Origin of the sequence: Labilibaculum sp. DW002 (genome assembly GCF_029029525.1) — a bacterium.
GTDB lineage: Bacteria > Bacteroidota > Bacteroidia > Bacteroidales > Marinifilaceae > Paralabilibaculum > Paralabilibaculum antarcticum.
In genome coordinates this window covers 136,174-160,300 of sequence record NZ_JAKJSC010000005.1, presented here as the reverse complement: position 1 = coordinate 160,300, position 24,127 = coordinate 136,174, and the positions used below count along the sequence as shown (strand labels likewise).

Annotated in this window: 20 protein-coding genes; 7 read left to right on the top strand and 13 right to left on the bottom strand. The window is 35.0% G+C overall.

Translation table 11 applies throughout. The features are described from left to right. Window positions 1-168: 168 nt before the first annotated feature. Window positions 169-2,169, top strand: coding sequence for an autotransporter outer membrane beta-barrel domain-containing protein (locus tag L3049_RS17035; RefSeq protein ID WP_275111026.1), 2,001 nt, complete (start codon window positions 169-171; stop codon window positions 2,167-2,169). Window positions 2,170-2,299: 130 nt separating this feature from the next. Here L3049_RS17035 and L3049_RS17030 read toward each other — a convergent pair whose 3' ends face one another. From L3049_RS17030 to L3049_RS17010, 5 genes are all read right to left on the bottom strand, one after another. Continuing rightward, window positions 2,300-3,319, bottom strand: coding sequence for a beta galactosidase jelly roll domain-containing protein (locus L3049_RS17030; RefSeq protein WP_275111025.1), 1,020 nt, complete (start codon window positions 3,317-3,319; stop codon window positions 2,300-2,302). A gap of 27 nt (window positions 3,320-3,346) precedes the next feature. Next, on the bottom strand, window positions 3,347-4,426 hold the full coding sequence (locus tag L3049_RS17025; protein WP_275111024.1) for a beta galactosidase jelly roll domain-containing protein: 1,080 nt from the start codon (window positions 4,424-4,426) through the stop codon (window positions 3,347-3,349). A 39-nt stretch (window positions 4,427-4,465) separates the two neighbouring features. After that, on the bottom strand, window positions 4,466-4,828 hold the full coding sequence (locus L3049_RS17020) for a hypothetical protein (RefSeq protein ID WP_275111023.1): 363 nt from the start codon (window positions 4,826-4,828) through the stop codon (window positions 4,466-4,468). 322 nt (window positions 4,829-5,150) lie between these two features. After that, on the bottom strand, window positions 5,151-5,837 hold the full coding sequence (locus tag L3049_RS17015) for a response regulator transcription factor (protein WP_275111022.1): 687 nt from the start codon (window positions 5,835-5,837) through the stop codon (window positions 5,151-5,153). 27 nt (window positions 5,838-5,864) lie between these two features. Then, window positions 5,865-7,412, bottom strand: a complete 1,548-nt coding sequence (locus L3049_RS17010; RefSeq protein ID WP_275111021.1) for a sensor histidine kinase — start codon at window positions 7,410-7,412, stop codon at window positions 5,865-5,867. Window positions 7,413-7,709: 297 nt separating this feature from the next. On the opposite strand from L3049_RS17010, the gene L3049_RS17005 reads away from it, so the two are divergent. Then, a complete protein-coding gene (locus L3049_RS17005) occupies window positions 7,710-9,641 on the top strand; it encodes a sensor histidine kinase (RefSeq protein ID WP_275111020.1) in 1,932 nt (643 codons plus the stop codon). Window positions 9,642-9,701: 60 nt separating this feature from the next. Here L3049_RS17005 and arsB read toward each other — a convergent pair whose 3' ends face one another. The 5 genes from arsB to L3049_RS16980 form a co-directional block, all read right to left on the bottom strand. After that, a complete protein-coding gene (gene arsB, locus L3049_RS17000; RefSeq protein WP_275111019.1) occupies window positions 9,702-10,772 on the bottom strand; it encodes an ACR3 family arsenite efflux transporter in 1,071 nt (356 codons plus the stop codon). A gap of 2 nt (window positions 10,773-10,774) precedes the next feature. Continuing rightward, window positions 10,775-11,197, bottom strand: coding sequence for an arsenate reductase ArsC (locus tag L3049_RS16995; RefSeq protein ID WP_275111018.1), 423 nt, complete (start codon window positions 11,195-11,197; stop codon window positions 10,775-10,777). Window positions 11,198-11,233: 36 nt separating this feature from the next. Further along, window positions 11,234-11,560 carry an ArsR/SmtB family transcription factor gene (locus tag L3049_RS16990; RefSeq protein WP_275111017.1) on the bottom strand — a complete coding sequence of 109 codons (327 nt, stop codon included), beginning with the start codon at window positions 11,558-11,560 and terminating at the stop codon, window positions 11,234-11,236. A 256-nt stretch (window positions 11,561-11,816) separates the two neighbouring features. After that, the gene (locus L3049_RS16985) at window positions 11,817-12,971 is read right to left on the bottom strand and encodes an iron-containing alcohol dehydrogenase (protein ID WP_275111016.1); all 1,155 of its coding nucleotides are present in this window, start codon (window positions 12,969-12,971) and stop codon (window positions 11,817-11,819) included. Between the two features lie 25 nt (window positions 12,972-12,996). Further along, window positions 12,997-13,665 (bottom strand): type 1 glutamine amidotransferase domain-containing protein, encoded by a 669-nt coding sequence (locus L3049_RS16980; protein ID WP_275111015.1) that lies wholly within the window; start codon window positions 13,663-13,665, stop codon window positions 12,997-12,999. Window positions 13,666-13,758: 93 nt separating this feature from the next. Here L3049_RS16980 and L3049_RS16975 point away from each other — a divergent pair, with 93 nt between their 5' ends. From L3049_RS16975 to lysA, 5 genes are all read left to right on the top strand, one after another. Beyond that, window positions 13,759-14,658 (top strand): LysR family transcriptional regulator, encoded by a 900-nt coding sequence (locus L3049_RS16975; RefSeq protein WP_275111014.1) that lies wholly within the window; start codon window positions 13,759-13,761, stop codon window positions 14,656-14,658. Window position 14,659: 1 nt separating this feature from the next. After that, window positions 14,660-15,016 carry an arsenate reductase family protein gene (locus L3049_RS16970; protein WP_275111013.1) on the top strand — a complete coding sequence of 119 codons (357 nt, stop codon included), beginning with the start codon at window positions 14,660-14,662 and terminating at the stop codon, window positions 15,014-15,016. A 124-nt stretch (window positions 15,017-15,140) separates the two neighbouring features. After that, on the top strand, window positions 15,141-15,485 hold the full coding sequence (locus L3049_RS16965; RefSeq protein WP_275111012.1) for a phenylpyruvate tautomerase MIF-related protein: 345 nt from the start codon (window positions 15,141-15,143) through the stop codon (window positions 15,483-15,485). Window positions 15,486-15,823: 338 nt separating this feature from the next. Then, the gene (locus L3049_RS16960; protein WP_275111011.1) at window positions 15,824-17,134 is read left to right on the top strand and encodes an aspartate kinase; all 1,311 of its coding nucleotides are present in this window, start codon (window positions 15,824-15,826) and stop codon (window positions 17,132-17,134) included. Between the two features lie 26 nt (window positions 17,135-17,160). After that, window positions 17,161-18,315, top strand: a complete 1,155-nt coding sequence (gene lysA / locus L3049_RS16955) for a diaminopimelate decarboxylase (protein ID WP_275111010.1) — start codon at window positions 17,161-17,163, stop codon at window positions 18,313-18,315. A gap of 46 nt (window positions 18,316-18,361) precedes the next feature. Here lysA and L3049_RS16950 read toward each other — a convergent pair whose 3' ends face one another. The 3 genes from L3049_RS16950 to L3049_RS16940 all read right to left on the bottom strand — a co-directional run bounded on the left by L3049_RS16950 (window position 18,362) and on the right by L3049_RS16940 (window position 24,063). Continuing rightward, entirely contained in the window at window positions 18,362-19,417 is a 1,056-nt protein-coding gene (locus L3049_RS16950; protein ID WP_275111009.1) for a DUF6268 family outer membrane beta-barrel protein, read from the bottom strand. 37 nt (window positions 19,418-19,454) lie between these two features. Further along, window positions 19,455-21,599, bottom strand: coding sequence for a patatin-like phospholipase family protein (locus L3049_RS16945; RefSeq protein ID WP_275111008.1), 2,145 nt, complete (start codon window positions 21,597-21,599; stop codon window positions 19,455-19,457). Window positions 21,600-21,699: 100 nt separating this feature from the next. After that, window positions 21,700-24,063, bottom strand: a complete 2,364-nt coding sequence (locus tag L3049_RS16940; RefSeq protein WP_275111007.1) for a GAF domain-containing protein — start codon at window positions 24,061-24,063, stop codon at window positions 21,700-21,702. Window positions 24,064-24,127: the final 64 nt, after the last annotated feature.

The following is a 24,127-nucleotide window of genomic DNA, read 5'->3' as shown; positions in this document are numbered from 1 at the left end:
TACTCTTCGTGTGCTTTTAGTCCACAATATCAAAAAGTCAACACTTATTAAACAAAGCTGCAAAAGCAATAAAAGACTTTTTCATCCTTAAATATTTTTTCGTATCTTAAGATATCAATCGGACCTAAACCAGCCGACTAATAGTCTTGCACTTAAAGATCCCCACGTATGAAAAACCTTTTCTTGTCTATCGTCCTAATATTGTTCTGCACCTATTCTAATGCACAAAATAGCCAATCGAATTCAGGCAAATTACAAATCGAAATAATCAACGGTATTAGCCTTCCCAATGGAGGCTTCGAAGATTTTGTAGAAGATGGATTCAATAGTGAACTATCACTAAGCAAACAATTCTGCGAAAAAATCTCCTTGGGCTTTGGAGCCAAACATTCCTCTTTTAATGTAAGACAAGAATTTGGTCCTGTACAAGGATCCCGAAACCAATACAGCAGTACTACATTTGATGTAGGGCCACAGTTCAGCTTGGGCAATAGCAAATTTGCCATTCAAGTATATGGAAGAACCGGATTATCGGTAACGAGTACACCTGAAATTAAAAGTTTACAGGCCAATACCGACATCACAACAGAGAAACTAAATCAACAAAGTGTAAAAGCATTGAGTGCTCGTGTGGGGGCCAAAATTAAAACGGAAGTTTGTACTGGCTTGCAACTATTCGTAAGTAGCGAATATGTAACTACGTTCAATTCCGATATCAATTTCTATAGCAAAGATTTATCGAAAGCAATTGGTGCCGATGGCAGGTTAGATCCTGATTTGGCAAGTGAAATTCCATTCACGGCTAAAAGCTTGAATTTTTCTAGTTTAAACATGAATTTTGGTGTTAGCATTAGCATTGGTAGTCTTTGCGCTAACCATTCCCAGAGAAGCTCCAACCCACTCTATCAGAACTCAGGAACCAAAGGTGATAATCCAATGTATCAGCCTAGAAGCAGTAACAATAGCAACCCAATGTATCAACAAAACAGCAATCAAGGGGAAAATGTTTTGTACGAGGGTGCCAATAATTCGGGAGGCAACACAGGCGGAACTTCGGGTGGCAAAGCACAAGATTACAATTCGAGCCGCAGTAACAGAGGAATTTCCGCCGATCGACCAAATAGCAATACAGGAAACAGAGGTGTTGCAGCTACCGACTACAATTCCAGCAGATCGAACAAAGCAGATACGGCTAGCGATACATCAGGTGATGATGGCAATAATGATGGTAGCAAAGCAACGGACTACAACTCGAGCCGAAGCAATAAAAACACCAATCATTCTGTATTGGATGTAGATAACAATGGTGGAAATAATCGTGGCGTAGAAGCCACCGACTACAATTCAAGCAGATCGAACAAAGCAGATAACGCTACGGATACATCAGGTGATGATGGCAATAATGATGGAAGCAAAGCAACGGATTACAACTCAAGCCGAAGCAATAAAAACTCCAATCATTCTGTATTGGATGTAGATAACAATGGTGGAAATAATCGTGGCGTAGAAGCCACCGACTACAATTCCAGCAGATCGAACAAAGCAGATTCCGCTACCGATACATCAGGAGATGATGGCAATAATGATGGTAGCAAAGCAACGGACTACAACTCGAGCCGAAGCAATAAAAACACCAATCATTCTGTATTGGATGTAGATAACAATGGCGGAAATAATCGTGGCGTAGAAGCCACCGATTACAATTCAAGCAGATCGAACAAAGCAGATTCCGCTACCGATACATCAGGAGATGATGGCAATAATGATGGTAGCAAAGCAACGGACTACAACTCGAGCCGAAGCAATAAAAACTCCAATCATTCCGTATTGGATATGGATAACAATGGTGGAAATAATCGTGGCGTAGAAGCTACCGACTACAATTCAAGCAGATCGAACAAAGCAGATTCTGCTACAGACACATCTGGAGATGATATAGGAAATAACGGCAATAACAATGGCACTCGTGCACAAGATTACAATTCAAGCAGAAGCAACAGAGGTATTTCTGCCCCCGATGATGATATCCGCGAAAGCATGACCCAAGCGCAGAAACGAAAAATTAAAAAGAAATTGAAAAGAGAAGAACGTGCACGCCTAAAGAAGGAAAAGCTAAAGGAGAAAGAGGACAAGAAGAAAAGAAAAGCGCAAGCCAATTCTATTTATTAAGGTTCAAGAATAAAGCTTCAAGGAAAAAGTTTCAAGCTCCAAGGAGAAAGTAACAAGGAAAAAGACAGTAGGTTAATTTTACTGATAACTGTTCACTGATAACCGTTCACTGCTAACTGATCACTGTAAATCATCTTCTTCTTCGGCTGTTCCAATAATCGATGTAGTTTTCTTGTGTTATTAAGCCAATTGACCCAGTATAAATACCTCCACCCTCTACTGCGTCGTAAACACGTACAACAATTCGAGTTTCTTCGTTTGCTTTAATCAAATTAGGAGGTAAATAATAGCCTCGCATCTGGCGATAAGTTTGATCATATCTCTGAACCGTAGATGGTTTGAATTCTCCCGATTGCCCTACCAAAACGCCATTCACATATACCTGATCAAGATCGTCAATCTTGCCCAAAACCAAAACCATTCTTTCTGCCAGAACATTTGCACTTACAGCAAAATCGAGCACATAGCAAGCGTAACCATCGTAATTCTTGTAACCTTGATTTTCCCAATGGCCAGGAACCAAAATATCGTCCCAATCAATTACCGACCCTAAATCTTTGTGGGCATTTCGACCTGTTTTAAATTTCCAATCTCCTTGCAAATCAACATCCAAAGGAATGGCATCGCGATCAACTACTAAAGAAATATCACCATGAACAATCCCGCCTTCTCCTATATCATCGTACACACGAACAGCAATAGTATTGTTGTTCTCTTTTAAATAGCCAACAGGAACATGATACACACGATTAGAATTGTAAGCCGTTGAAAAATGAGGCGGAAAAGTACCGGTACGCCCTACCCTTTTTCCATTAACGTAAACTTCATCTACATCATCAATAGTACCTAGTTTAAGAAACAAAGATTGTGCTTTTAACGAGGATGGAAAATTAAAATTGGTTCGGTACCAAGCAAAACCATCGTAGCCATGAAAGCCTTGATTTTCCCACTGTGATGGCACTTGAATTCGCTCCCAATTGGAATCATTATAATCGGCTGCTGCCCATTTTTCATTATCTCCTATCGAAAATTTCCACGATCCATTCAAATCAACCACTTTCCGATAATCTTGAGCATTGGCATTCAAACTAAAGCCACTACAGCATAGCATAATCAGTATCACAATTATATATCCTTTTGTCTTCTCCATATCTCCAGTATATCTTCCCACAATAAATTAATCGAACCAATAATCAAAAAACTTCTGCACATTCGATCGATTGTCTTTGTATTCCCTTTGAAGCAATGCCTCGGCTCTGTCTCTATTGGTAATTCCAATAGGTCCCCTATAAATTCCACCTGGTCCCATATGATCGGTCACAATAACTTCAATCTCATTTCCATTCGACCTATTCAGTAAGCCATCTGGTATTTCATAAGCACGAAAGGTAGCATAATTCGAATTCGCATAAGAACTTCTTCGATCCTGCTTAGCTCTCAATACTCTCAGCTTATCTCCATTCAAATATACCTCATCTTCATCATCAATTACACCCAGAACCAAAACCTTGTCATCTCGACTTAAATCGGATGGATAAGAAAAACTCTTTGTGTAAACAGCTTTCCCATCATAGTCGTTGTATCCTCTTGTTTCCCAAAATCCAGGAACAAATATTTTCCCTTTTCGGTAATTCACACAATTCAAATTTCCTTTATCTACCGTTTTATTGATTTCAAAATTCCAATAGCCACTTAAGTCTACATCCATTTTTATCTGATCGAGATCTAAAAACAAACCAATGTCACCACTAATAATTCCACCATCCAAAATTTCATCGTACACACGAACTGCAATTGTATTTTTGCCATCTTCCCGAAGCAAACTTACCGGAACTGGGTACATTCGCGGAATATCATAAGCCGTTTTCATTCGAGGAGGAAAATTCCCCGATGCGCCTACCAATTTTCCATTCACAAAAACCTCATCAACATCATCAATTTTCCCCATTCGCAAATAAACAAACTCACGATTGTATGATTGATTCAATTCAAAAGTTTTTCGATACCAGGCGTATCCATTGTAGTCCTCGAAACCATTTGTTTCCCAACTATCAGGCACAAATACCTTTTGCCATTTCGAATCATTATAATTGGGGTTGGCCCACTGCGGATCATCCCCAATTGAAAATTTCCAATATCCTTTTAGGTTAACCAAGCTTCTCAGGTTTTCTGATTTTACACTACCCACTTGAAAAATCAAGAACAGTAGCAGTAAGCCAAGCTTTACCATATGTATTTTAGAGATCCTACTTTTCATTATCATCCTTTTATCTTGTAGCTAATTCCAATTTTACCCTTATTTCATTTTAAATGTAAAATGAAGTGCCAATTCCTGTCCAACTAAATCAGAACTTGCCTTAATTAACTTGTCGTCCATATTTTTTCGAATCGCTTTCTTAAGTTCATCATCAAAACCAATAACCTTACTAACTACCACTCGGTTGTTTTCATTTACCGTGCAACGTACAATAACCTGCTCCGATTTCCCTTCTTGCATAAAATCAGCAAAACTTGTACTCGAAACTGATCTTTTAATTTTCTTAAGTAATTGAATTTTTTCTTTTTCAATCTTTTGCTTCTCTGGCTCAACCGCCATTGCAAAATTAGTTGTTAATACTAAACATACTAATGCGAAAAATACAATCTTTATCGTTTTCATAACCCTAATTTTAAATGTTACCAATCATTTTTAAAACTTTAAAAGAGAATGGAATCGTACGCCTTCCATTCCTTCATCTATCTTAAACTTCTATTGGTAAAATTAGGGTGAGAAAAAAACATTTATGTCACAGCAAAATTAACAGATGTCATAAGTTGTCACAGCTTTATATTTCCTTCTAAAACCCCGAGCTAAAGCACGGGGCAATTGATGACTCTTTATCCTTTTTCTTTAGAACTTGGAGCTAGAAACTTTTTCCTTTCTCCTTTCTACTTTTTCCTTGAATCTTGTTCCTTTATCCTTGTCACTTTCTACTTTGAACTTATACAACCAATCGATACCCTACACCATGTACTGTCAGTATTATTTTAGCATGATTGGAATCGTCTTCAATTTTTTGTCTTAGTTTCAATATAAAATTATCAATGGTTCGTGAAGTGGGTTGATAATCTGTTCCCCAAACTTGGTCTAACAAATCGTCTCTGCTTACAATTTGATTCTTATTATTCCAGAGAAAGTGTAAGATTTCTACTTCCTTATGAGACATTTTCACCTCGTTGCCATTTACAAATCCTTCAAATGAAGTAAAATTAATGTCCAAGTTACCAATCTGAACTCGCTCCTCTGTTGCAGCTTGTTCCAATGCTGGTGAACGACGCAATACCGCTCTTATTCTGGCCAAAAGTTCTCTCAAGCTAAATGGTTTGGTGATATAATCATCAGCACCAAATTCCAAGCCCAACACCTTATCGATTTCCTCACCCTTTGCCGTAAGCAATATAATTGGAGTCTCGATTCCCTTTTCTCTCACTTTTTTGCAGATATCAAATCCCGATATCTTCGGAAGCATCACATCCAACAGCACCAGACTGTATTTATTTGTCAGAATTTTTTCCAGAGCCAACTCGCCATCATCGGCAAGGTCTACTTCATAGCCCTCAAATTCCAAATTATCTCTTAAGCCCATTTGCATGCTCGGCTCATCTTCTACAATTAATATTGGATACATAAGTATGCGTATTTTAATAAGGTCACTTTATTTATTTAATTTGAACCACAGGCTAAAAACACTTCCTTCTCCTGGCTCACTTTTCACATTAATCTTGCCTCCATGAGCATCCATAATATGTTTCACGATGCTGAGACCTATACCCGATCCTTTAGCCTTATAGGCCAAATCACCCGAACTAACTCTAAAAAACTTGTCAAATATTAAGGATTGATCTTTTGTAGCAATGCCAATTCCATGATCTATCACGTTCAAAATTGCGTAATCAGCATTTTTCTCACATTGCAATTTAATCTTCTTTGTTTCATTGCTATACTTAACGGCATTATCAATCAGATTAATAATCGCCTCAGATACAGCCTCTTGGTCAATTAATAATTTCGGCAAATCTTCACAAGCCGCAAAGCTTATTTCAAAGCCTTTACTATCCAAATGTTGTCCATAATTTTGGAGGATGATTTCTACTTCTTGGTTTAAATCAGTCTCCTTAAAATGATATTCTCTTCTACCACTTTCAATTTTATTAAAGTTGAGAATATTATTTACCATACGCGACAAGCGATTTGCTTCGGTATTAATGACCTTATAGTATTCATGTTTCTTTTCCTCATTTGAAATTCGCCCCATTTCTAAAGTTTCAGAATACATATTAATCAAAGCCAAAGGGGTTCTTATTTCATGAGAGACATTCGATATAAAATCAGATTTTAATTGAGTCAATCGTATTTGTTGTTGAATGCTCTTGTATACAAACCAGGCTCCTAGCAACAGAATCACATTCATTACCACCAATAAAATAACGTTCGTTTTTGTTCGTTTACGAACCAAATCTTCTATGGTATTTCCTTTCATCTGAATACCTAAATCGTAATTGGGAAACAACCAAATCTCTTTCTTTTGTTGGATGTTTTTACCCTCTGCATCAAACACCACATTAGAATACAATTCTGTATTTAACTCTCGGTCGATAACAGAAATATAGTATTGATCTTGTGCAATACCTTGTATTTTAGGTCCTAAATTCTCTTGTATGAATTTTTCCGTATCAACAAGTAATAAAACCGTTTCAACAGATAAGGAATCTTGATTTCTTGCAAAGGCAAACAAGCTTTTTCCATCCATATTAGCTTTCAGTACACCAATTTTCTGATACCCACTTTTAATGTATCGCTGTAAGGCAGCAATTTTAGATTCATTTACCAAGTAGATCTCTTCGAGCATTTTACTTAGGCTGTTGATACTGTCTTCTGGTATTTTCTCTTTCGGAAACAGTTGGTATCGATCTGCATTAATAAGAAAAAAAGCATCTATCGAATAGTTTTTTGTCTCTAACAATTCAATTTCCTTATCAAGCCCATATCGTCCCTTATCCATTTGATTAGCCCAACCACTTAAAACATCATCGGAGTATTGATTAATAGAAAACAGAACGGATTCCAACTGACTGGAATAAATAGAATCGATCACCGCCTCGTTTTGATTTAAATTGCCAATTTCGTAAGCAGTAAAAAACAGAGAAGGTAAAATAAGGATGATACTCAAAGCTATGCCAATCTTCAATCCAGGCTTAATCATATATTTTCTTTTTGTATTTCAAATATAAACAATATTGCTGATGATAAAAGGCATTTACACGAAGCTAAGTAATGAGTTTTATTAAAAAAAAACAGATCCATTAATAAAACAAAGCATCTTGAACAGAATACTTTACATAGATTGTATCTTTCAGTATCCTTTTGCGTACAAAAAAAAAGATTCGAACAAATTCTTTGGCAAGCCCTATTAACCCTCAGCTTTAAGGATAAAATTCAGAATTCTGCTAATCATACAATTACTAACTAAATGTAAACAGTATCGAGAGAAACTTCTACTATGAATTCATTTGACCCTAAAATTATTCACAATGCTTTGCGTTACTTTTGTTTGGCATTGATCATTTCTCTGTTTTTTTCTTCAGGTGCTTATTCATTTCCTTTACACCAAAATACAAATCAAGAATTCAAATTATTAACGAAGAAAAAAGTATTAATTCTGCATTCTTATCATGAAGGATTTTATTGGACAGACCGTATCATGAAAGGAATTAATACCGTTTTTGAAAATGAAGACGTAGAAACATTTACCAATTACATGGACACAAAGAGGTGTTCTGACTCTGCCTACTTTCAGCAACTAAAAGACATCTACCATCATAAATATTCCAATATTCAGTTTGATGCCATCCTCTCTTCAGACGACAATGCATTAAATTTCTTAATCGACTATGGAGATGAATTGTTTCCTAATGTTCCTATAGTATTTTGTGGAATAAATGATTTTCAACCAGAACGAATTCAAAGAAATGAAAACATTACAGGAATCTATGAATCTTACGATGTTTTGGGTACCGTGAATTTAATTCGGGAACTGCACCCAAATATTAAGGAGATAGCCGTTATTTACGATGCGACAGTATCTGGAATGGCTTTTCAAAATCGAATGACTCGTGTCGAATCAATACTAAAAGACAGTATCGATTTCAAACACTTATACGATCTTGATCTAAAAGATCTGCACATGCAATTAAGTAATTTACCAAAGGATGCAGCTGTAATTTGGGGAATTTACATACGCACACCACAGGGAGAAGTATTAACCAGCGAACAGAGCTTAGAATTTACCAAATCAGCAACAAAGCTACCAATCTATTGCATTTGGGATGTAGTTGGGCAAGGCGTTATTGGTGGGAAAATTACGAGCCCAGTTTTTCAAGGAGAAGAGGCAGCTAAAATTGCTATAAGATTAATCAAAGGCACTAAAGCCAATGAAATAGAAGTTTCAGGCAGTCCTATGATTCACAAGTTTGATTATAATGCTCTTGAAAACCATGGAATCTCTACTAGTGAACTACCAGAAAACAGTATCATTGTAAACGAGAGTTATTCATTTTTTAAGCAATACAAAACCCTAATCTGGACAGTTTCAATAATAATAATTGTGCTGGTATTTATTGTTTTAGTCTTATCGCACCTACTTCAGAAAATTAACACAACCAGCAAGGTATTACAAATCACCAACAACAGATTAGCCATAGCAAAAGAAAAAGCAGAAGAAAGCGACCGCTTAAAAACCAGCTTCCTAGCTAATTTAAGTCATGAGATTAGAACTCCGATGAATGGCATTATTGGATTTGCTGAATTATTAGATTACAAAGAAATTACCATTGAAAAACAGAAACGATACTTGCATATGATTAAAGAGAGCGGACATCGTATGTTAGTTCTCATTAACAATTTGGTAGATATTTCGAAGATTGAAACTGGACAAATTACTTGCCAAACAAAAACAACGAACATTAATCAGCTGATGGATAATACTTATGATTTTTTTAAACCATTGGCTGAAAAAAGCAATTTGTCTTTAGCTTATCAAAGCCAACTCCCCAACACTGATTGCCTAATCGAAATCGATTCTCTTCACTTGGAACAAGTCTTGACTAATCTTTTGACAAATGCAATCAAATTTACAAAAGAAGGTCAGGTTCATTTTTCTTATCAAGCACAAAATGACCAGCTCTATTTCTCTGTGAAGGATACTGGTCCAGGAATTCATCCAGAAATGAAAGATATTGTTTTTGAACGATTCAGACAGGCAGATACCAAAGCTTTCCACGCCGAAGAAGGAAGTGGCTTAGGTTTAGCAATTTCTAAATCATTGATCCAATTGATGGGAGGAGAAATAGGTGTAAATTCAACACTTGGAGATGGTGCTGAGTTCTATTTTACCATTCCCTATGTAAAAACGCCACAAACAGTAAACTCTTGAATCAAAAAAAGTCAGACTCCTCTCGAAGCCTGACTTTTCAACTTGTTATATTGTTATGATTTAATCATCACATTTCACTACTTCTACCTTTCCATTAAAGTATTTGTCTCGTAATCGTAATGAGAGATTAACTAAGGCTATTAGAACAGGTACTTCAACCAATGGGCCAATAACAGCTGCAAATGCAACACCTGAATCGATGCCAAATACAGCGATAGCTACCGCAATTGCCAGTTCGAAATTATTACTTGCTGCCGTAAATGATAGCGTAGCTGTTTTTTCATATCCGGCATTGCTTTTTTTACCCATAAAGAATGAAACCAAAAACATGATCACAAAATAGATCAAAAGCGGAATAGCAATTTTGACAACATCGAATGGCAGCTGAATAATATGCTCACCTTTTAGAGAGAACATGACAAAAATGGTGAATAATAGAGCGATTAGTGTTAGTGGACTAATCTTAGGAATAAACTTTTCCTGATACCAATCTTTTCCTTTCGCTTTAATCCCAAAATATCTTGTTATCATTCCAGCAAAAAATGGAATTCCCAAGTAAATCATTACACTCTCAGCAATATCACCCATTGATACATCAACAACTGATCCTTCTAAACCAAAAAATCCTGGTAAAACCGTGATGAAAACATAGGCGTAGATTGAAAAGAAAAAGACCTGGAAAATACTGTTGAAAGCAACCAGGCCAGCTGCATATTCCGTATCCCCCTTTGCTAAATCATTCCATACAATTACCATGGCAATACATCGAGCCAGTCCGATTAGGATCAATCCGGTCATATACTCCGGATAATCACGTAAGAAAAGAATAGCCAATCCAAACATCAGAGTAGGACCTAGAATCCAGTTTTGAATAAGTGAAAGAAGCAGAACCTTACGATTCTTAAATACATCTTTCAACTCTTCATATTTTACTTTTGCCAATGGCGGATACATCATAATGATTAAGCCAATTGCAATAGGAATATTAGTTGTTCCAACCGATAGTTTGTTCCAAAATCCAGACATTGAAGGGAAGAAATAACCCATTCCAACTCCAAATGCCATTGCGGCAAATATCCACAAAGTAAGGTATCTGTCTAAAAATGATAATCGTTTATTTAAAGCACCCATCATTATTTGTTTAGTATATATTCCTCATTGAATTTTGCAAAATCTCTACGAATCTCATCACGTACACGTCTAAATACATCAAAAATCTCCTCTTCTGTTCCTTCTGCGTAAGCAGGATCATCAAAACCAATATGCAAACGAGTTCCTACTGGACCTAAAAATGCAGGACATGCATCTTTTGCTCCACCGCATACAGAGATCAAATAATCAACTCCATCTTCCAAAAATACATCTACCATTTTCGGACGAAGATCGCTGATATCAACGCCAATTTCAGCCATTGCTTTTACAGCAAGAGGATGAACTCGATCTGCAATTTTTGTACCAGCAGAAACCACTTCTAATTCTGGATTAATTTCTCGTAAAATTGCTTCTCCCATCTGGCTTCTACACGAATTTCCAGTACACAAAACCAATACTTTCATATTACTTAATTTTATATTTATTTATAATTCTATTTTCTAACAAGATTTCTCATCCGATGGCATTATTTCAGCCAAAAGATCTCCAAAAAGCATTCTTAATTTTTCAATTCCATTTTTATGAAGGCAGTACTTAATTTTCAATCCTTCCACCTCACCTTGAATCAAACCAGCCGATTTCAACTCTTTTAAATGCTGCGATACTGTCGTTCTGCTTAAAGGAAGAAAATCAGAAATATCTCCTGATATACAGGTAGGTGTTGCTGCCAAAAATTGTAATATCGCAATTCTTGCTGGATGAGATAATACTTTCGCCATTGCCGCTAAGGCTTGCTGTTCATCATCAAACAATTCTAATTTCTTCATAACATTCAATTAATAAACCTTTTTTATTTCTAATGACGCAAACATACGACATAGTTTGGTTTTTGCAAAAAATAATTTCATAATTCACAATTTCTTAACACAGATTAGCATTTAAAATACTCAATAAGCTCACTGTGTTTTTCATTGATTTTTAAATACCTATTGGCATTACACCATAAAAACTTTTATCTAAAATTAGAACGAAAAAAAAGTCCCTCTCAAATGAGAAGGACTTAATAATTTTATAATAGTAAACTTATAATCTCGCTTCTAGTATTTCAGCAACATCAGTAACTGCAACATCAGGAAGCATACCGACATAACCTCTTTCTAAAAATCTTTTTGAAATGGTATCGATACTATCTTGTCCAACATTGTGATCACTTAAACGTGTTCCAATACCAACACTTTGGAAGAATTCTTCTGTTTTTTGAATCGCTAAGGTCTTTTTCTCCTCATCCGATCCTTCCGTAATATTCCAAATTCTCTCAGCATATTGCAACAACTTCTCTCCTCTTTGCTCTTTCAACTGAGTCATTAATCCCGGAAGCACAATAGCCAAGGTTACAGCATGGTCAATACCATGAAAAGCTGTCAACTCATGCCCAATCATATGTGTTGCCCAGTCGCTTTGAACTCCGGCACCAATCAAGCCGTTTAAAGCCATGGTAGCAGCCCACATCATGTTAGCATATTCATCGTAAATTGGTGTTTCAGAATCATATGCTTTTGTACCTTCTTCAATTAAAGTAATTAATAAACTTTCTGAAAAACGATCCTGAACAGGTGAATTAACCGGATAAGTTAAATACTGCTCCATCACATGAACAAAAGCATCAGCAACACCATTAGCTATTTGTCTTTTAGGTAGTGAATATGTTGCCTCAGGATCTAAAACCGAGAACTTAGGGAACAATAATGGAGAACCAAAAGCTAGCTTTTCTTTAGTAGCAGCTTTTGTAACCACACCTCCGCTATTCATTTCGGAACCTGTTGCCGCCAATGTTAACACAGCTCCTAAATCAATTGCTGACTCTACACGAGCACGTTTTGCTAGAATATCCCATGCATCTGCGCCTTTATAACAAGAAGCTGCTGCAATAAATTTGGTTCCATCAAGAACCGAACCACCACCAACTGCCAATAAGAAATCAACCTTCTCAGTTTTAACAATCTCAACAGCTTTCATTAGAGTCTCAAAATGAGGGTTTGGCTCAATGCCTCCAAATTCCTGAACATTAAACCCATCAAGTGCAGAAATTACCTGATCGTATACACCATTTTTCTTTATAGAACCACCTCCAAAAGTGATCAAAACATTAGCATTGGCAGGTATGTGCTTCTTTAATTCTGCAATTTTTCCTTTTCCGAAAAGAATATTTACGGGGTTATAAAAATCAAAATTTTCCATCTTTTATATCTGTTTTAAGTATTTATTATTTTTGTAATATTTTCACTAATTCTTTTGCCATTTTCAAATCAGATGCTGGGTTTTGTCCTGTAATTAATCTACCATCGACTACAACATATTCCTGCCAATTCGCAATGCAAGAATAATTCGCCCCTTTTTCTTTCAGAGCTGTTTCCAACAAAAAAGGAACTTTTGTATCCGTTCCAATTGCCTCTTCTTCACAATTGCTAAAACCAGTTGCATTCTTCCCATCAAGAAGAAAACTACCATCGGATTTTTTAATGTTTAGCAAACCAGCAGAACCATGACAGACGGCACAAACAACACCCCCATTAGAATAAATTTGCCCTGCAATACTTGCTATCTCTTCATTATGCGGCAAATCAAAAACTACACCATGTCCTCCTGGATAGTAAATCGCATCATAGTCTTCTGCCTGAACTTCACTAGGAAGTTTTGAATTGTAAAATTTCTCTTTTGCGTCTGTATCTTTTAAAAAGCTTTGAACCTTTGGATCATCTAAATCCAACTTTTTTACTGGAACCGTACCCCCTTTTGGTGATATAAAATCAATTTCAATTCCATTCTTCACGAGATAAAAATAAGGCACTGCAACTTCTAACACATAGCATCCTGATTCCCATCCATGCTCGTCTTTAAAATGACTTGTTAAGGCGAATAAAACTTTTGGCATAACACTTTAAATATTTTGATACAAACTTAAGGCTCCTATTTGTATAAATAAAGTTATTCTTTTTATACATTTATATAAATTTATTTATAGCACATGGTAAATCTTGAATGGTATAGATCATTTAAAGCAATATATGAACGTGGTACTTTAACGGGTGCTGCCGAAACATTATTACTAACACAACCTGGAGTAAGCCAACAGCTTACATCATTAGAAACTTATATGGGCGTTAAACTCTTTGAGCGAAAACCCCGTAAAATGCTTCCAACTTCTCATGGAATTCAGTTGTATAATCAAATTGAAGATGCCATTATACAATTGGAAAAAACAGAAGAAAATTTTAAACGAAGAACTTTAAAAAACAGACCTACAGCAAAAGTAGGAATGCCAATGGAAACCTTTGGACATATTTTTGCGCCTATTCTCGATCAACTCGAAATGAATGTTGAATTCACTTTTGGTGAAACAGACGAATTGCAAGATAAAATATTCAAAAAGCAGCTTGACCTAATCATTACGAATAAACAAGTCACCTATCAGCATATTGAATACAAGCATCTTTGCAAAGAAGCTTTACTTTTGGTTTGTAGTAAGAATCTTGATACCGTTCCCTTTAACCGTTTCATTTACGAAAGAAAAATGAAAGATGCCGAAAAATGGCTAAGTGAGCAAAACTGGTACTCCTATTCATACAAAATGGAAGCTATAAAATCGTTTTGGATGGATAATTTCAAAAAACGTCCTTATTTTAAACCACGATATGTGATTCCAAACCTGATTGCAATAATTAGTGCTGTTCAGCAAAATAATGGACTTTGTCTTTTGCCATTAAGCATTTGTGAAGAATTACTTGAACAAGGAGAAATTAGAGAGTTATGGCAAGGTGTACAGACAACTTACTATGAGAACTATTTTGCCATTCAAACACAAAGCAAAAATATAAATCAAGTAGAAGAAATAATAGAAAAAATCATCAGTAATAAAAATAAATAAAATGAAGAAAATATATCACTTAGGAAACTGCACAACTTGTCAGCGAATTATTAAAGAATTGAATTTAAGCGCCAATTTTATACTACAAGACATTAAACTAGAGCAAATCACTGCTGATCAACTTGATGAAATGGCTCAATTATCAGGAAGTTACGAGAGTTTATTCAGCCGAAGAGCAATGAAATATAAAGAACTAGGCTTAAAAGAAAAAAGCCTAAACGAAGATGATTACAAAAATTACATTTTGAAGGAGTATACATTTCTAAAGCGCCCCGTTCTAATTGTAAATGAAAAAATATTCGTTGGTAATTCAAAAAAAAACATTGAAAATGCTGCTAAAGAAGTGCAGAACAAATAAAGAAGTATTTCTATAATTTTGTTATTCAAACCTTTAATAATAACTTAAGAGTCGCAACTAACTATTTTACTAACAAACGAAGAGCATTTTGCTTTACAATAAATGTCTTCTTAAGCTTTTACTTATGCCCTATTTAAAAGTTCAAACAAACAAGAGTTTCTCAAGCAGAAAGCAACAAACTTTTTTGAAAGAGTGTTCAACGCTTATCTCTTTTGAATTAGGTAAACCCGAAAAGTATGTCATGACTGCTTTTGAACCTAAAGTAGAAATGACTCTAGGAGGCATTACTGAACCCGCAATATTTTTACAATTAAAAAGTATTGGACTTCCAGATACAAAAACAAAAGACCTATCGAATAAATTTGCTTGCCTAGCTGAAGAAAAACTAAAAATCGCAAAAGATCGAGTATTCGTAGAGTTTATGGATGTTCCGAGAGGATTTTGGGGTTGGAATGGCATTCTTTTTTAGCATGTTTATTTAAAGATTAGTTAATTTCTTAACATTCTGAGTGTTTTTTATTGTTTTTAGAAATATTTTATACAACTTTACACCATCAAACAAAAAAAGATAACTCGATGACTCATTTTTTCACATATAAGAAGCTATATAAACGCAATAAACGTTCTTGACGCTTCTATGTATGAATTAATGTAACGCTATCGAAAAGATATATAAGCCTGCAGAAATTCTGCAGGCTTTTTTTGAACTATTAACTATAACCATACCTCTATACTATTTGAGGATAAATTGAGGTCAATCTGTTATTCCTTTTATCAAAAGAGATAACAATTTAAAAACAAGAAGTAATGAAAGTTTTAAAGTTTGGTGGTACTTCCGTTGGATCACCTGAAAGGATTCAAAATCTTGCTCAACTGGTTCAAAGTGATGAGCCCAGAATAATTGTTCTGTCTGCAATGGCTGGAACAACAAATTCGTTGGTAGAAATAACCGAATTTCTTTACAATAAAGAAATGGAAAAGGCGGATGAAAAGATTACCGAATTAGAAGGTAAATACAGAGAAAGAATAGAAGAATTATTCAAAAGCGAAGAAGGCAAATCGAAAGGTAATGAGTTGATTACATCGCACTTTAACTACATACGAAACTTTGTTTATCGAAGCTTTACGGTTTTACAAGAGAAAGCAATTTTGGCACAAGGAGAATTAATTTCAACAGCTTTTTTTCATTATTACCTTAGTGAAATAGGTGTTGATTCGGTATTACTTCCTGCCCTTAGCTTTATGCGTATAGACAAAGATGGTGAGCCAGATTCCTATTATATTAAAGAAAATATTGAGCGAGAACTGAGCCAACATACAAACCAAAAGTTATTTATTACGCAAGGTTTTATATGCAGAAACATTTATGGCGAAGTTGATAATTTAAAGCGAGGTGGAAGTGATTATACGGCCTCTCTTATTGGTGCAGCAATTCAATCAGAAGAAGTTCAGATTTGGACTGATATTGATGGATTTCACAACAACGACCCTCGTTGCGTAGAAAATACCAGAGCCTTAAAGCAGCTATCATTTGATGAAGCAGCCGAGCTTGCTTATTTTGGCGCAAAAATAATGCACCCTTCCAGTATTGTTCCGTGCAAACAATGGAGCATTCCTGTTCGTTTAAAGAACACTTTGAGTCCCTCGGATGAAGGAACTTTGATCTCTGACGCATTAGAGGGCAAAGGAATTAAGGCAATTGCAGCTAAAGATGGCATTACAGCAGTTAAAATAAAATCAGGAAGAATGCTTTTAGCCTATGGGTTTCTTCGTAAAGTCTTCGAAATATTTGAGATTTACAAGACTCCTATTGATATGATTACCACATCGGAGGTTGCGATTTCTCTAACTGTTGATGATTCTACTCACATTTCAGAAATAGAATCTGAGCTTGTTAAATTTGGTGCTGTTGAAATAGACAATGACCAATCGATTATTTGTGTAGTAGGAGACTTCATTTCCGAATCTGCAGGAAGTGCTAAAAAGGTAATGGAAGCTCTTGAAGATATTCCATTGCGTATGATTTCCTATGGAGGAAGCAAACACAATATTTCGGTTTTGGTAAACCAGGAAGACAAGGTAAAGGCATTAAGAGCCTTAAGTAATCATTTATTTTAGTTGTTGTACCTACAATTTATTTCATCATGTTTAGCAGCTCAAAAGTTAGCGAATTCTCAACGCTACCAACTCCATTTTACTACTATGATATGGAGGTTCTCCAAAATACATTGGAATTAGTCAAAAGAGAATCATCAAAATATGGATATCATGTGCATTACGCTGTAAAGGCAAATGCAAATCCAACAATAATGTCTACCGTTCAATCTTATGGCTTTGGTGCCGATTGCGTGAGTGGTAACGAAATTAAAAGATCTCTAGAAACAGGTTTTCAGGCAAATCAAATTGTTTATGCTGGAGTTGGAAAATCCGATCAAGAAATTCAAACCGCTTTAGAATCAGAAATATTCTGTTTTAATTGTGAATCAATCCCAGAAATGGAACTGATAAATGAATTGGCAGCCGAAAGTAATAAAGTTGCAAAAATTGCCATACGTATCAACCCAAATGTAAACGCAAATACACATCATTACATCACTACTGGTGTAGAAGAGAATAAATTTGGCATTAGCAGATGGGAATTTGAGAATGTGGTAGAAAGTTTGGCTACATTCAAAAACATCGAATTAATCGGCTTGCACTTCCATATTGGTTCTCAAATTACTGATTTAAGCGTTTTTAAAGGTCTATGCCTTCGAATTAATGAGATAAAGCAATGGTTTATCGATCGACAAATACTTGTTGACCACATCAATGTTGGAGGTGGTTATGGTGTGGACTACAATCAGCCAGACGAAAATGCTATTCCCGATTTTGAGACCTTTTTTAAAATCTTTAATGATTTTCTAGACCTTTCATCTAATCAAGAACTTCACTTTGAACTAGGTCGTTCGATGGTTGCACAGTGTGGCAGCCTAATTAGTAAGGTTTTGTATGTGAAGAATGGGGTTAACACAAAATTTGCCATTTTAGATGCAGGTATGACCGAATTACTTCGCCCAGCATTGTACCAAGCTTATCACAAAATAGAAAACATTAGCTCTAATGGAGAGAATGAGAATTACGATGTAGTTGGTCCAATTTGTGAATCATCGGATTGTTTTGGTAAGGCGGTAGAGTTACCGGCAACCAAAAGAAATGACTTGATAGCAATTCGAAGTGCTGGTGCTTATGGTGAAGCAATGGCGTCAAGATACAACCTAAGAGATATTGCACCTTCAATTTTCTCAAACAACTTATAAGCATTAAAAGAGCAATATTTTTAAATAAGATATTGCTCTTGCTTTTCTATCTAATGCCTACCTTTTTTAGAAGTGATTTGGATGGTACGATAAAGACAGAAAATTTGAAGAACATTCCTCCTTTAGCGTAAGAGTCAATAATGTTGTCTTCTTTAGTTAATTTACTACCTGACAAGCTTAAGGCATGATTCTTATTGGTGACATCAAAATTAATATTGGTTCGATATCCTGATTCAACCGAAGTCCATAACCAATCGGTAATTCCCTTTTCGATTTCCAAAGAAAAATTCACGTCAGAACGTCTAAATTCTAAGGTTTTAAAATCACTTAGCTCGGGATCATCAAAATGAATACTATAACTACCTCCATTTAATTTTGCTTTTGCATTTATAAAGCAAAGTTTAGAGGCTTGATATCGCAACTTTATTCTTGCAGGCAAAAAGGCTTCAATTCCCCATTTATCAGCAAAAGAATGATTGTATACAAAAACAGGAAACAATAAAGGATCTCCAAAAGTATAGGAATAAGCAATTCCCACACCCCAGGATTTTTTAGGATTTACTTTCCAGCCAATAATTGGGCTTAATTCCATTTTTAGAAAAGTATATTTATTTACATCTCCAATATGTTCTTTCCAATAATCTCCTTTAAGCCTAGCACTAAAACGAAAGATGAAAAATCGATTCTCCTTCCATTGCGTCATTAAATAAACATTTCCACCAATGCTCTTTAAATTTTTCTGATTCAAACTCTGGTACAGGGGGTACTTATTTCCATCAATATTCTTGAAATGAAATTCTTCATCACTGTACTCGAAACCTCCTGCTACCTTAAGTTTTTCCTTAATCAGAACTGGGAATCGTAACTTTGTTTTAAAAACACGGTTATGATCAATATTTCCCTTTCCATTGCCATACAAACTAGATGTCGAATTCACATCAAAATCGGAATTGGAATGATAAGAAATGTCTATTCCCCGAACCGGCCCACCGCCAATTACACTAGGATTCCAATCATATTTAATAGTATCAGCTTTCTCTTGAGCAAACAAACCCAAAAAAGCAGTAAAAATAAGAAGTAATAAACAGAAGCAGCTCTTCATATAAAAATCCTTACCAAATCAATTAACAACAATAGAGTTAAAACCAAAATCCCAAATTCACATAATTCGAAATCCCTTCTTTTTCATCCGAGTGCGTTAAGGAAAATTCAATTGGCCCAATTAAACTATTGTACGAATAAGTTAAGCCGATGCCTTTAATCCACTTTCCTTCGCTTAAGCTAGAATCAACATCCTCCACCAATTTTCCAGCGTTGGCTTTTAATATCAAATAATTATTTTTAAACAATTCGTATTGAAAATCACTTCGAAATACAAATGCATTTGTCGATGAAAACTGAAATCTATTCAAACCCACAAAAGGTATTTGAATGTCAAAATAATCTGATTTATCCATACCTCCAGTATAAGACTGATAAAAACCAGGTATATTTTTTCCCCATACTACTCGACCATAAAACTGAGGATAAATAGTGAAGTTAGGATTAACACTTATGGCTTTATTAAATTTCATATAGGCAACAGAAGCTGGTCTTTCCATTCCATCCAAACTCGCACCATTATTGGTTACCAACTTATACTCTCCGTATAAACACATGCCTTTTTTAGGATAATATGCCTTATCATGCGAATCGATATTAAGAAATGCATAGTAAGAGAAAAAATAATCCTCTTCCCTATCTATAATTCCCTCACTTAAAACTTCATCCGAATTAATGTTATAGTATTCCATTTTTCCACCTATCCCAAAAGAATATGATTCTCGAATAATTGAATGAATATTAAAATCAGCCTTAATATAGTTAAAATCATAAGTAGCAACCTTCTTTCCATTATCATCAAAAGCAGATACTTCAGAATCGTTAAATTCTGCTTCTAAATTCAGACCAGGCTTAATACCATTATCAATTGTATAGGTAGTTTTGAATCGTGGATTTTCAGATAATTTTAAATCAAAAGATAAGCGTGATCCACTTCTTAATTTATTCCTAAATGTGGTATTAAGAAGCACCGCCGCATTATTATCACTATCGTAATGCAAACCAACATTAAAACGTTTCGTTGTTCTTTCCTTAACTCTCAGTAAAAGAGTTTTTTCCTCCTCGCCTTTTAACTGAAAATCTACATGATTAAAATATCGGCTTCCATAAATACGGTTAATTCCATTCTTCAATTCCGACAAGCTAATCTTGGAATCCATATCCAAATTCAACTTTCCTTCTAATAATGAATGACTTACTTGATGCAAGCCTACAACCTCTAGGTTTTTCAAATAAAATGAAGAAGTATCACTTGGAGGCAAATAAGTTTTCTTTATTGGAGCTACCAATTCATATTTTTCTTTTAATTCTTTTAGTGCTGGTATAAATTGTTTAGCAATCTCTTCTCCTTTTTGTATCAACGAATCTGCTTCTTCAAAACTACCTACAGAATAATTATTTATATCTGGTTTGATATAAATATCACAATATTTTACATTCTCTTTAAAATTAGCAAGTGCCATCAAAGAGACTGTTTGATTTACAATATCCAGTAAAGATTTAAGTTCTTTTTTCGATTTTGCTCCTGACTGAACATCAACACCAATAACAATATCAGCACCCATTTTAAGGACCTCTTTAACTGGGAAGTTATTAATCATACCACCATCTGCCAATAGTTTTCCGTCAATTTCAACTGGCTCGAAAAGAGTAGGAATTGCCATACTTGCCCGCATTGCTTCTGGAAGATAACCCTCATCAAGAACAACAGCTTCTCCAGTTTCAAGATCCGTAGCAATACATAAAAATGGTATAGGAAGTTTACTGAAATCTGTCTCGTTATGGTAATCTATAGTTAAACTCTCAAATAAATTAATCACATTTTGTCCACCTACAATACCACTTGGTAATTCTATCCCTTTTGGTTTAATTGGAAATGACAAGATGTAACGCTCAAAATCAGTTTTTTCATAGATTGGCACAAACTTTCTTGAAACATGATCTGACAGAAGTTCTTCCCAATTCTGATTTAAAATTATTTTTTCAATATCAGTAGCAGAATAACCAATTGCATAAAAGCCACCAATAATACTGCCCATACTAGTTCCAGCAATGTAATCAATAGGAATCCCTAATTCATCAATTACCTTGAGTACACCTACGTGGGCAAAACCTTTGGCCCCTCCACCACTAAGGACAAGTCCAATTTTTGGACGCTCATTTTCATTAAAATTATTGCCCATTATCTGAGCATAACTTGATAAACTTATTGTTGATAAGACCAAACTAAGCCAAAAAGCTTTTGATAGCATAAAATTATGTAACTTCTTATGAATAATATATTTAATCGTTCAATTTTAGTTCCTTAGCGACAACTAGTGCTTCCTTGGGTTCAACACCCTTTTTAACTGTTACTCGAATAGCTCTTAAACCATACACTCCTTGTAGATCTTCAAGTTGAAGATGCTCAATATCATCTTCAAAATATCCTTTCGCCACTAAATATTCTAAATAACGCTGGTATTCAACCATTTCTCCTTCTTGACTAAAGATAATAGCAAGCTTACCTGGTTGGGTTAAACGCTCATTTGTTCCCTTTATTTCAGCCTTGTCAATTCTCTTCTTAACAATCTCATAACGAATATTATAGGCACCATCCACATCGAACTTTTTCTCATCTTGTCTAAATCTGATTGCCAATGGTTGGCTGTGTACCAAAATTAAACCAGTAACATCCAAATCGATCGGTAAGCTTCCTTTTAGGGATTCTGTTTTTCTTGCTAACTCAGCACTTACAATCAGTTGCCATAGACGCAAATTCTTCAAGTAAATACGATCAAAAGGCTTTTGTTCCGAAATACTTTGTCCAATATAAATATTGTGTTCAACACCATCCGTCCGATATTTCTCAAAATAATGAGGAAACATTTCTTGGGCTTTCTCTTGTTCTTTCTCAATATAGGCAGTCGCACAATCGTTTATGATACCTAAACTATCTTCAAAATCTTTTCTTCGCTTATAAACGATATTCAATTCAGAATCGATATTGTTATGATATTCTTCAATCGCAAGCATTAAAGAATCACTATTCTCTTTAAAGTGAGGAAATAGAGACTCAACATCATGACGAATAAAATTCAATACATTCATTTCATCACCAGAAGATAAGCCTTTTCTGATTCCATCAATAAAGAAATCAATTTTATAAATTAATTGATCATAAATTGGCATTTTTCGATCTGCATAGGCCTCTCTCAGCACTTTACGAGCCAATTGTAATTGTTCTACCAAATCATCCTGAATGGTTTGATTTCGAATTACAGAAGAATGTCTTACATCAATTGCTCCATATAATGGATGCACCTCTTTAAAAACAATCTCCTCCATTTGTACAGTCTCACCCAACTCCTTCTTATTTAATAAATTGCCCGCAGCTTGCTGAAATCTCCACTCAACACTTGGATGAATAGCGGTACACTCCTCTTTTATGGTTGCTTCAATTCTATTTCGTAACTCATCGCTAGTTCTTTTTACGGCAATAGAGAAAACAGGAATTACATCTTTTATTATTCTAAGTTTTGTAAAGCTGATATCAAAAGCTTTGGGTGAACCCAATTCCATCATACCAACGAGCTCTCCTTCGTAATGCAATGGTATAATACTAATATTTCTTATCCCCAAATTTAACAACTCTTGTTCCAAAGGTTTTAAATTAGGCCTTTTAGCAAGGTCATTAATTAAAACAGGAGCTCCAGATTTTGCTGCTTCCTCGTAAATGGTTCCTTGATAAGCATCACATTTATATTTGTTAGGGTCAACGAACCCGTGCCAAAAATCAGCAGGATTATCTACATTCCCTTGGGACATTGCTAAAGCCAATACACCCAAGTTTAAATTAGGCAGTGACAACAAAGAGCGTATGTTTTGTTCTAAATCATTGAAATTATTATTGTTAAGAATTGAAGACTTTTCTAACAATTGAGATTTAAGTGATGAAATTACCTCAATTTGAGTTACATCAACATATCGAAAGGTTAAAAAACCTCTAAATGTAAAATTATTAAGAGGAATTGTTTTTAACCAAAAATCCAAATTCATTGGATCATTAATCATCTCTCGAATATCATCTTCCGAAGCAACTGGGATAGTTCCATTATGGGTGACATCCACACATTTCTCATTAAACTCTATTTTATAATACCTAACTAAGCCATTTAATTTATCGGTCATACGATACATAAACAGATAGTCCATATTCAAATTAAACTTGTAAAACTTTGGCAAAATCATCAAATAAGCATACATCAACATTGTAAAAGTCATGTAACACTTATCTTGTTTCTTTTGCTCGACCATCTCTATTTCAATATTCTCGTCCCCATAAACTTTCAAATAGTTCGGAGTAAAATAAAAATTATGGTCATCGAAAGGACTTGAGGCAACACCAATGTCATTTTTATATTGGGTTGGCGTAAAAAAATAAGACATTAATGCATGAATCTCTTTTTCAAACTTCCCAACTTCTTTAATGTCAAAATCTGCTTTCAACAATGATGTATTTCCCTCGATCACACGCAATATAGATTCTGCCTGCAAATTAAAACCGTTCTTTTTCTCTTCCTTCAACATGTTAATTAAAGGCAAAAAACTTAACGATTTCTTGAATGGAATTTCATCTATATTTAATTTCAATTGATCTAACTTCATGATTTGATATTTTGATCTGCTAAAGTAGTTGTTTTTACAAATACTTTAAAAAATAACTAAACTT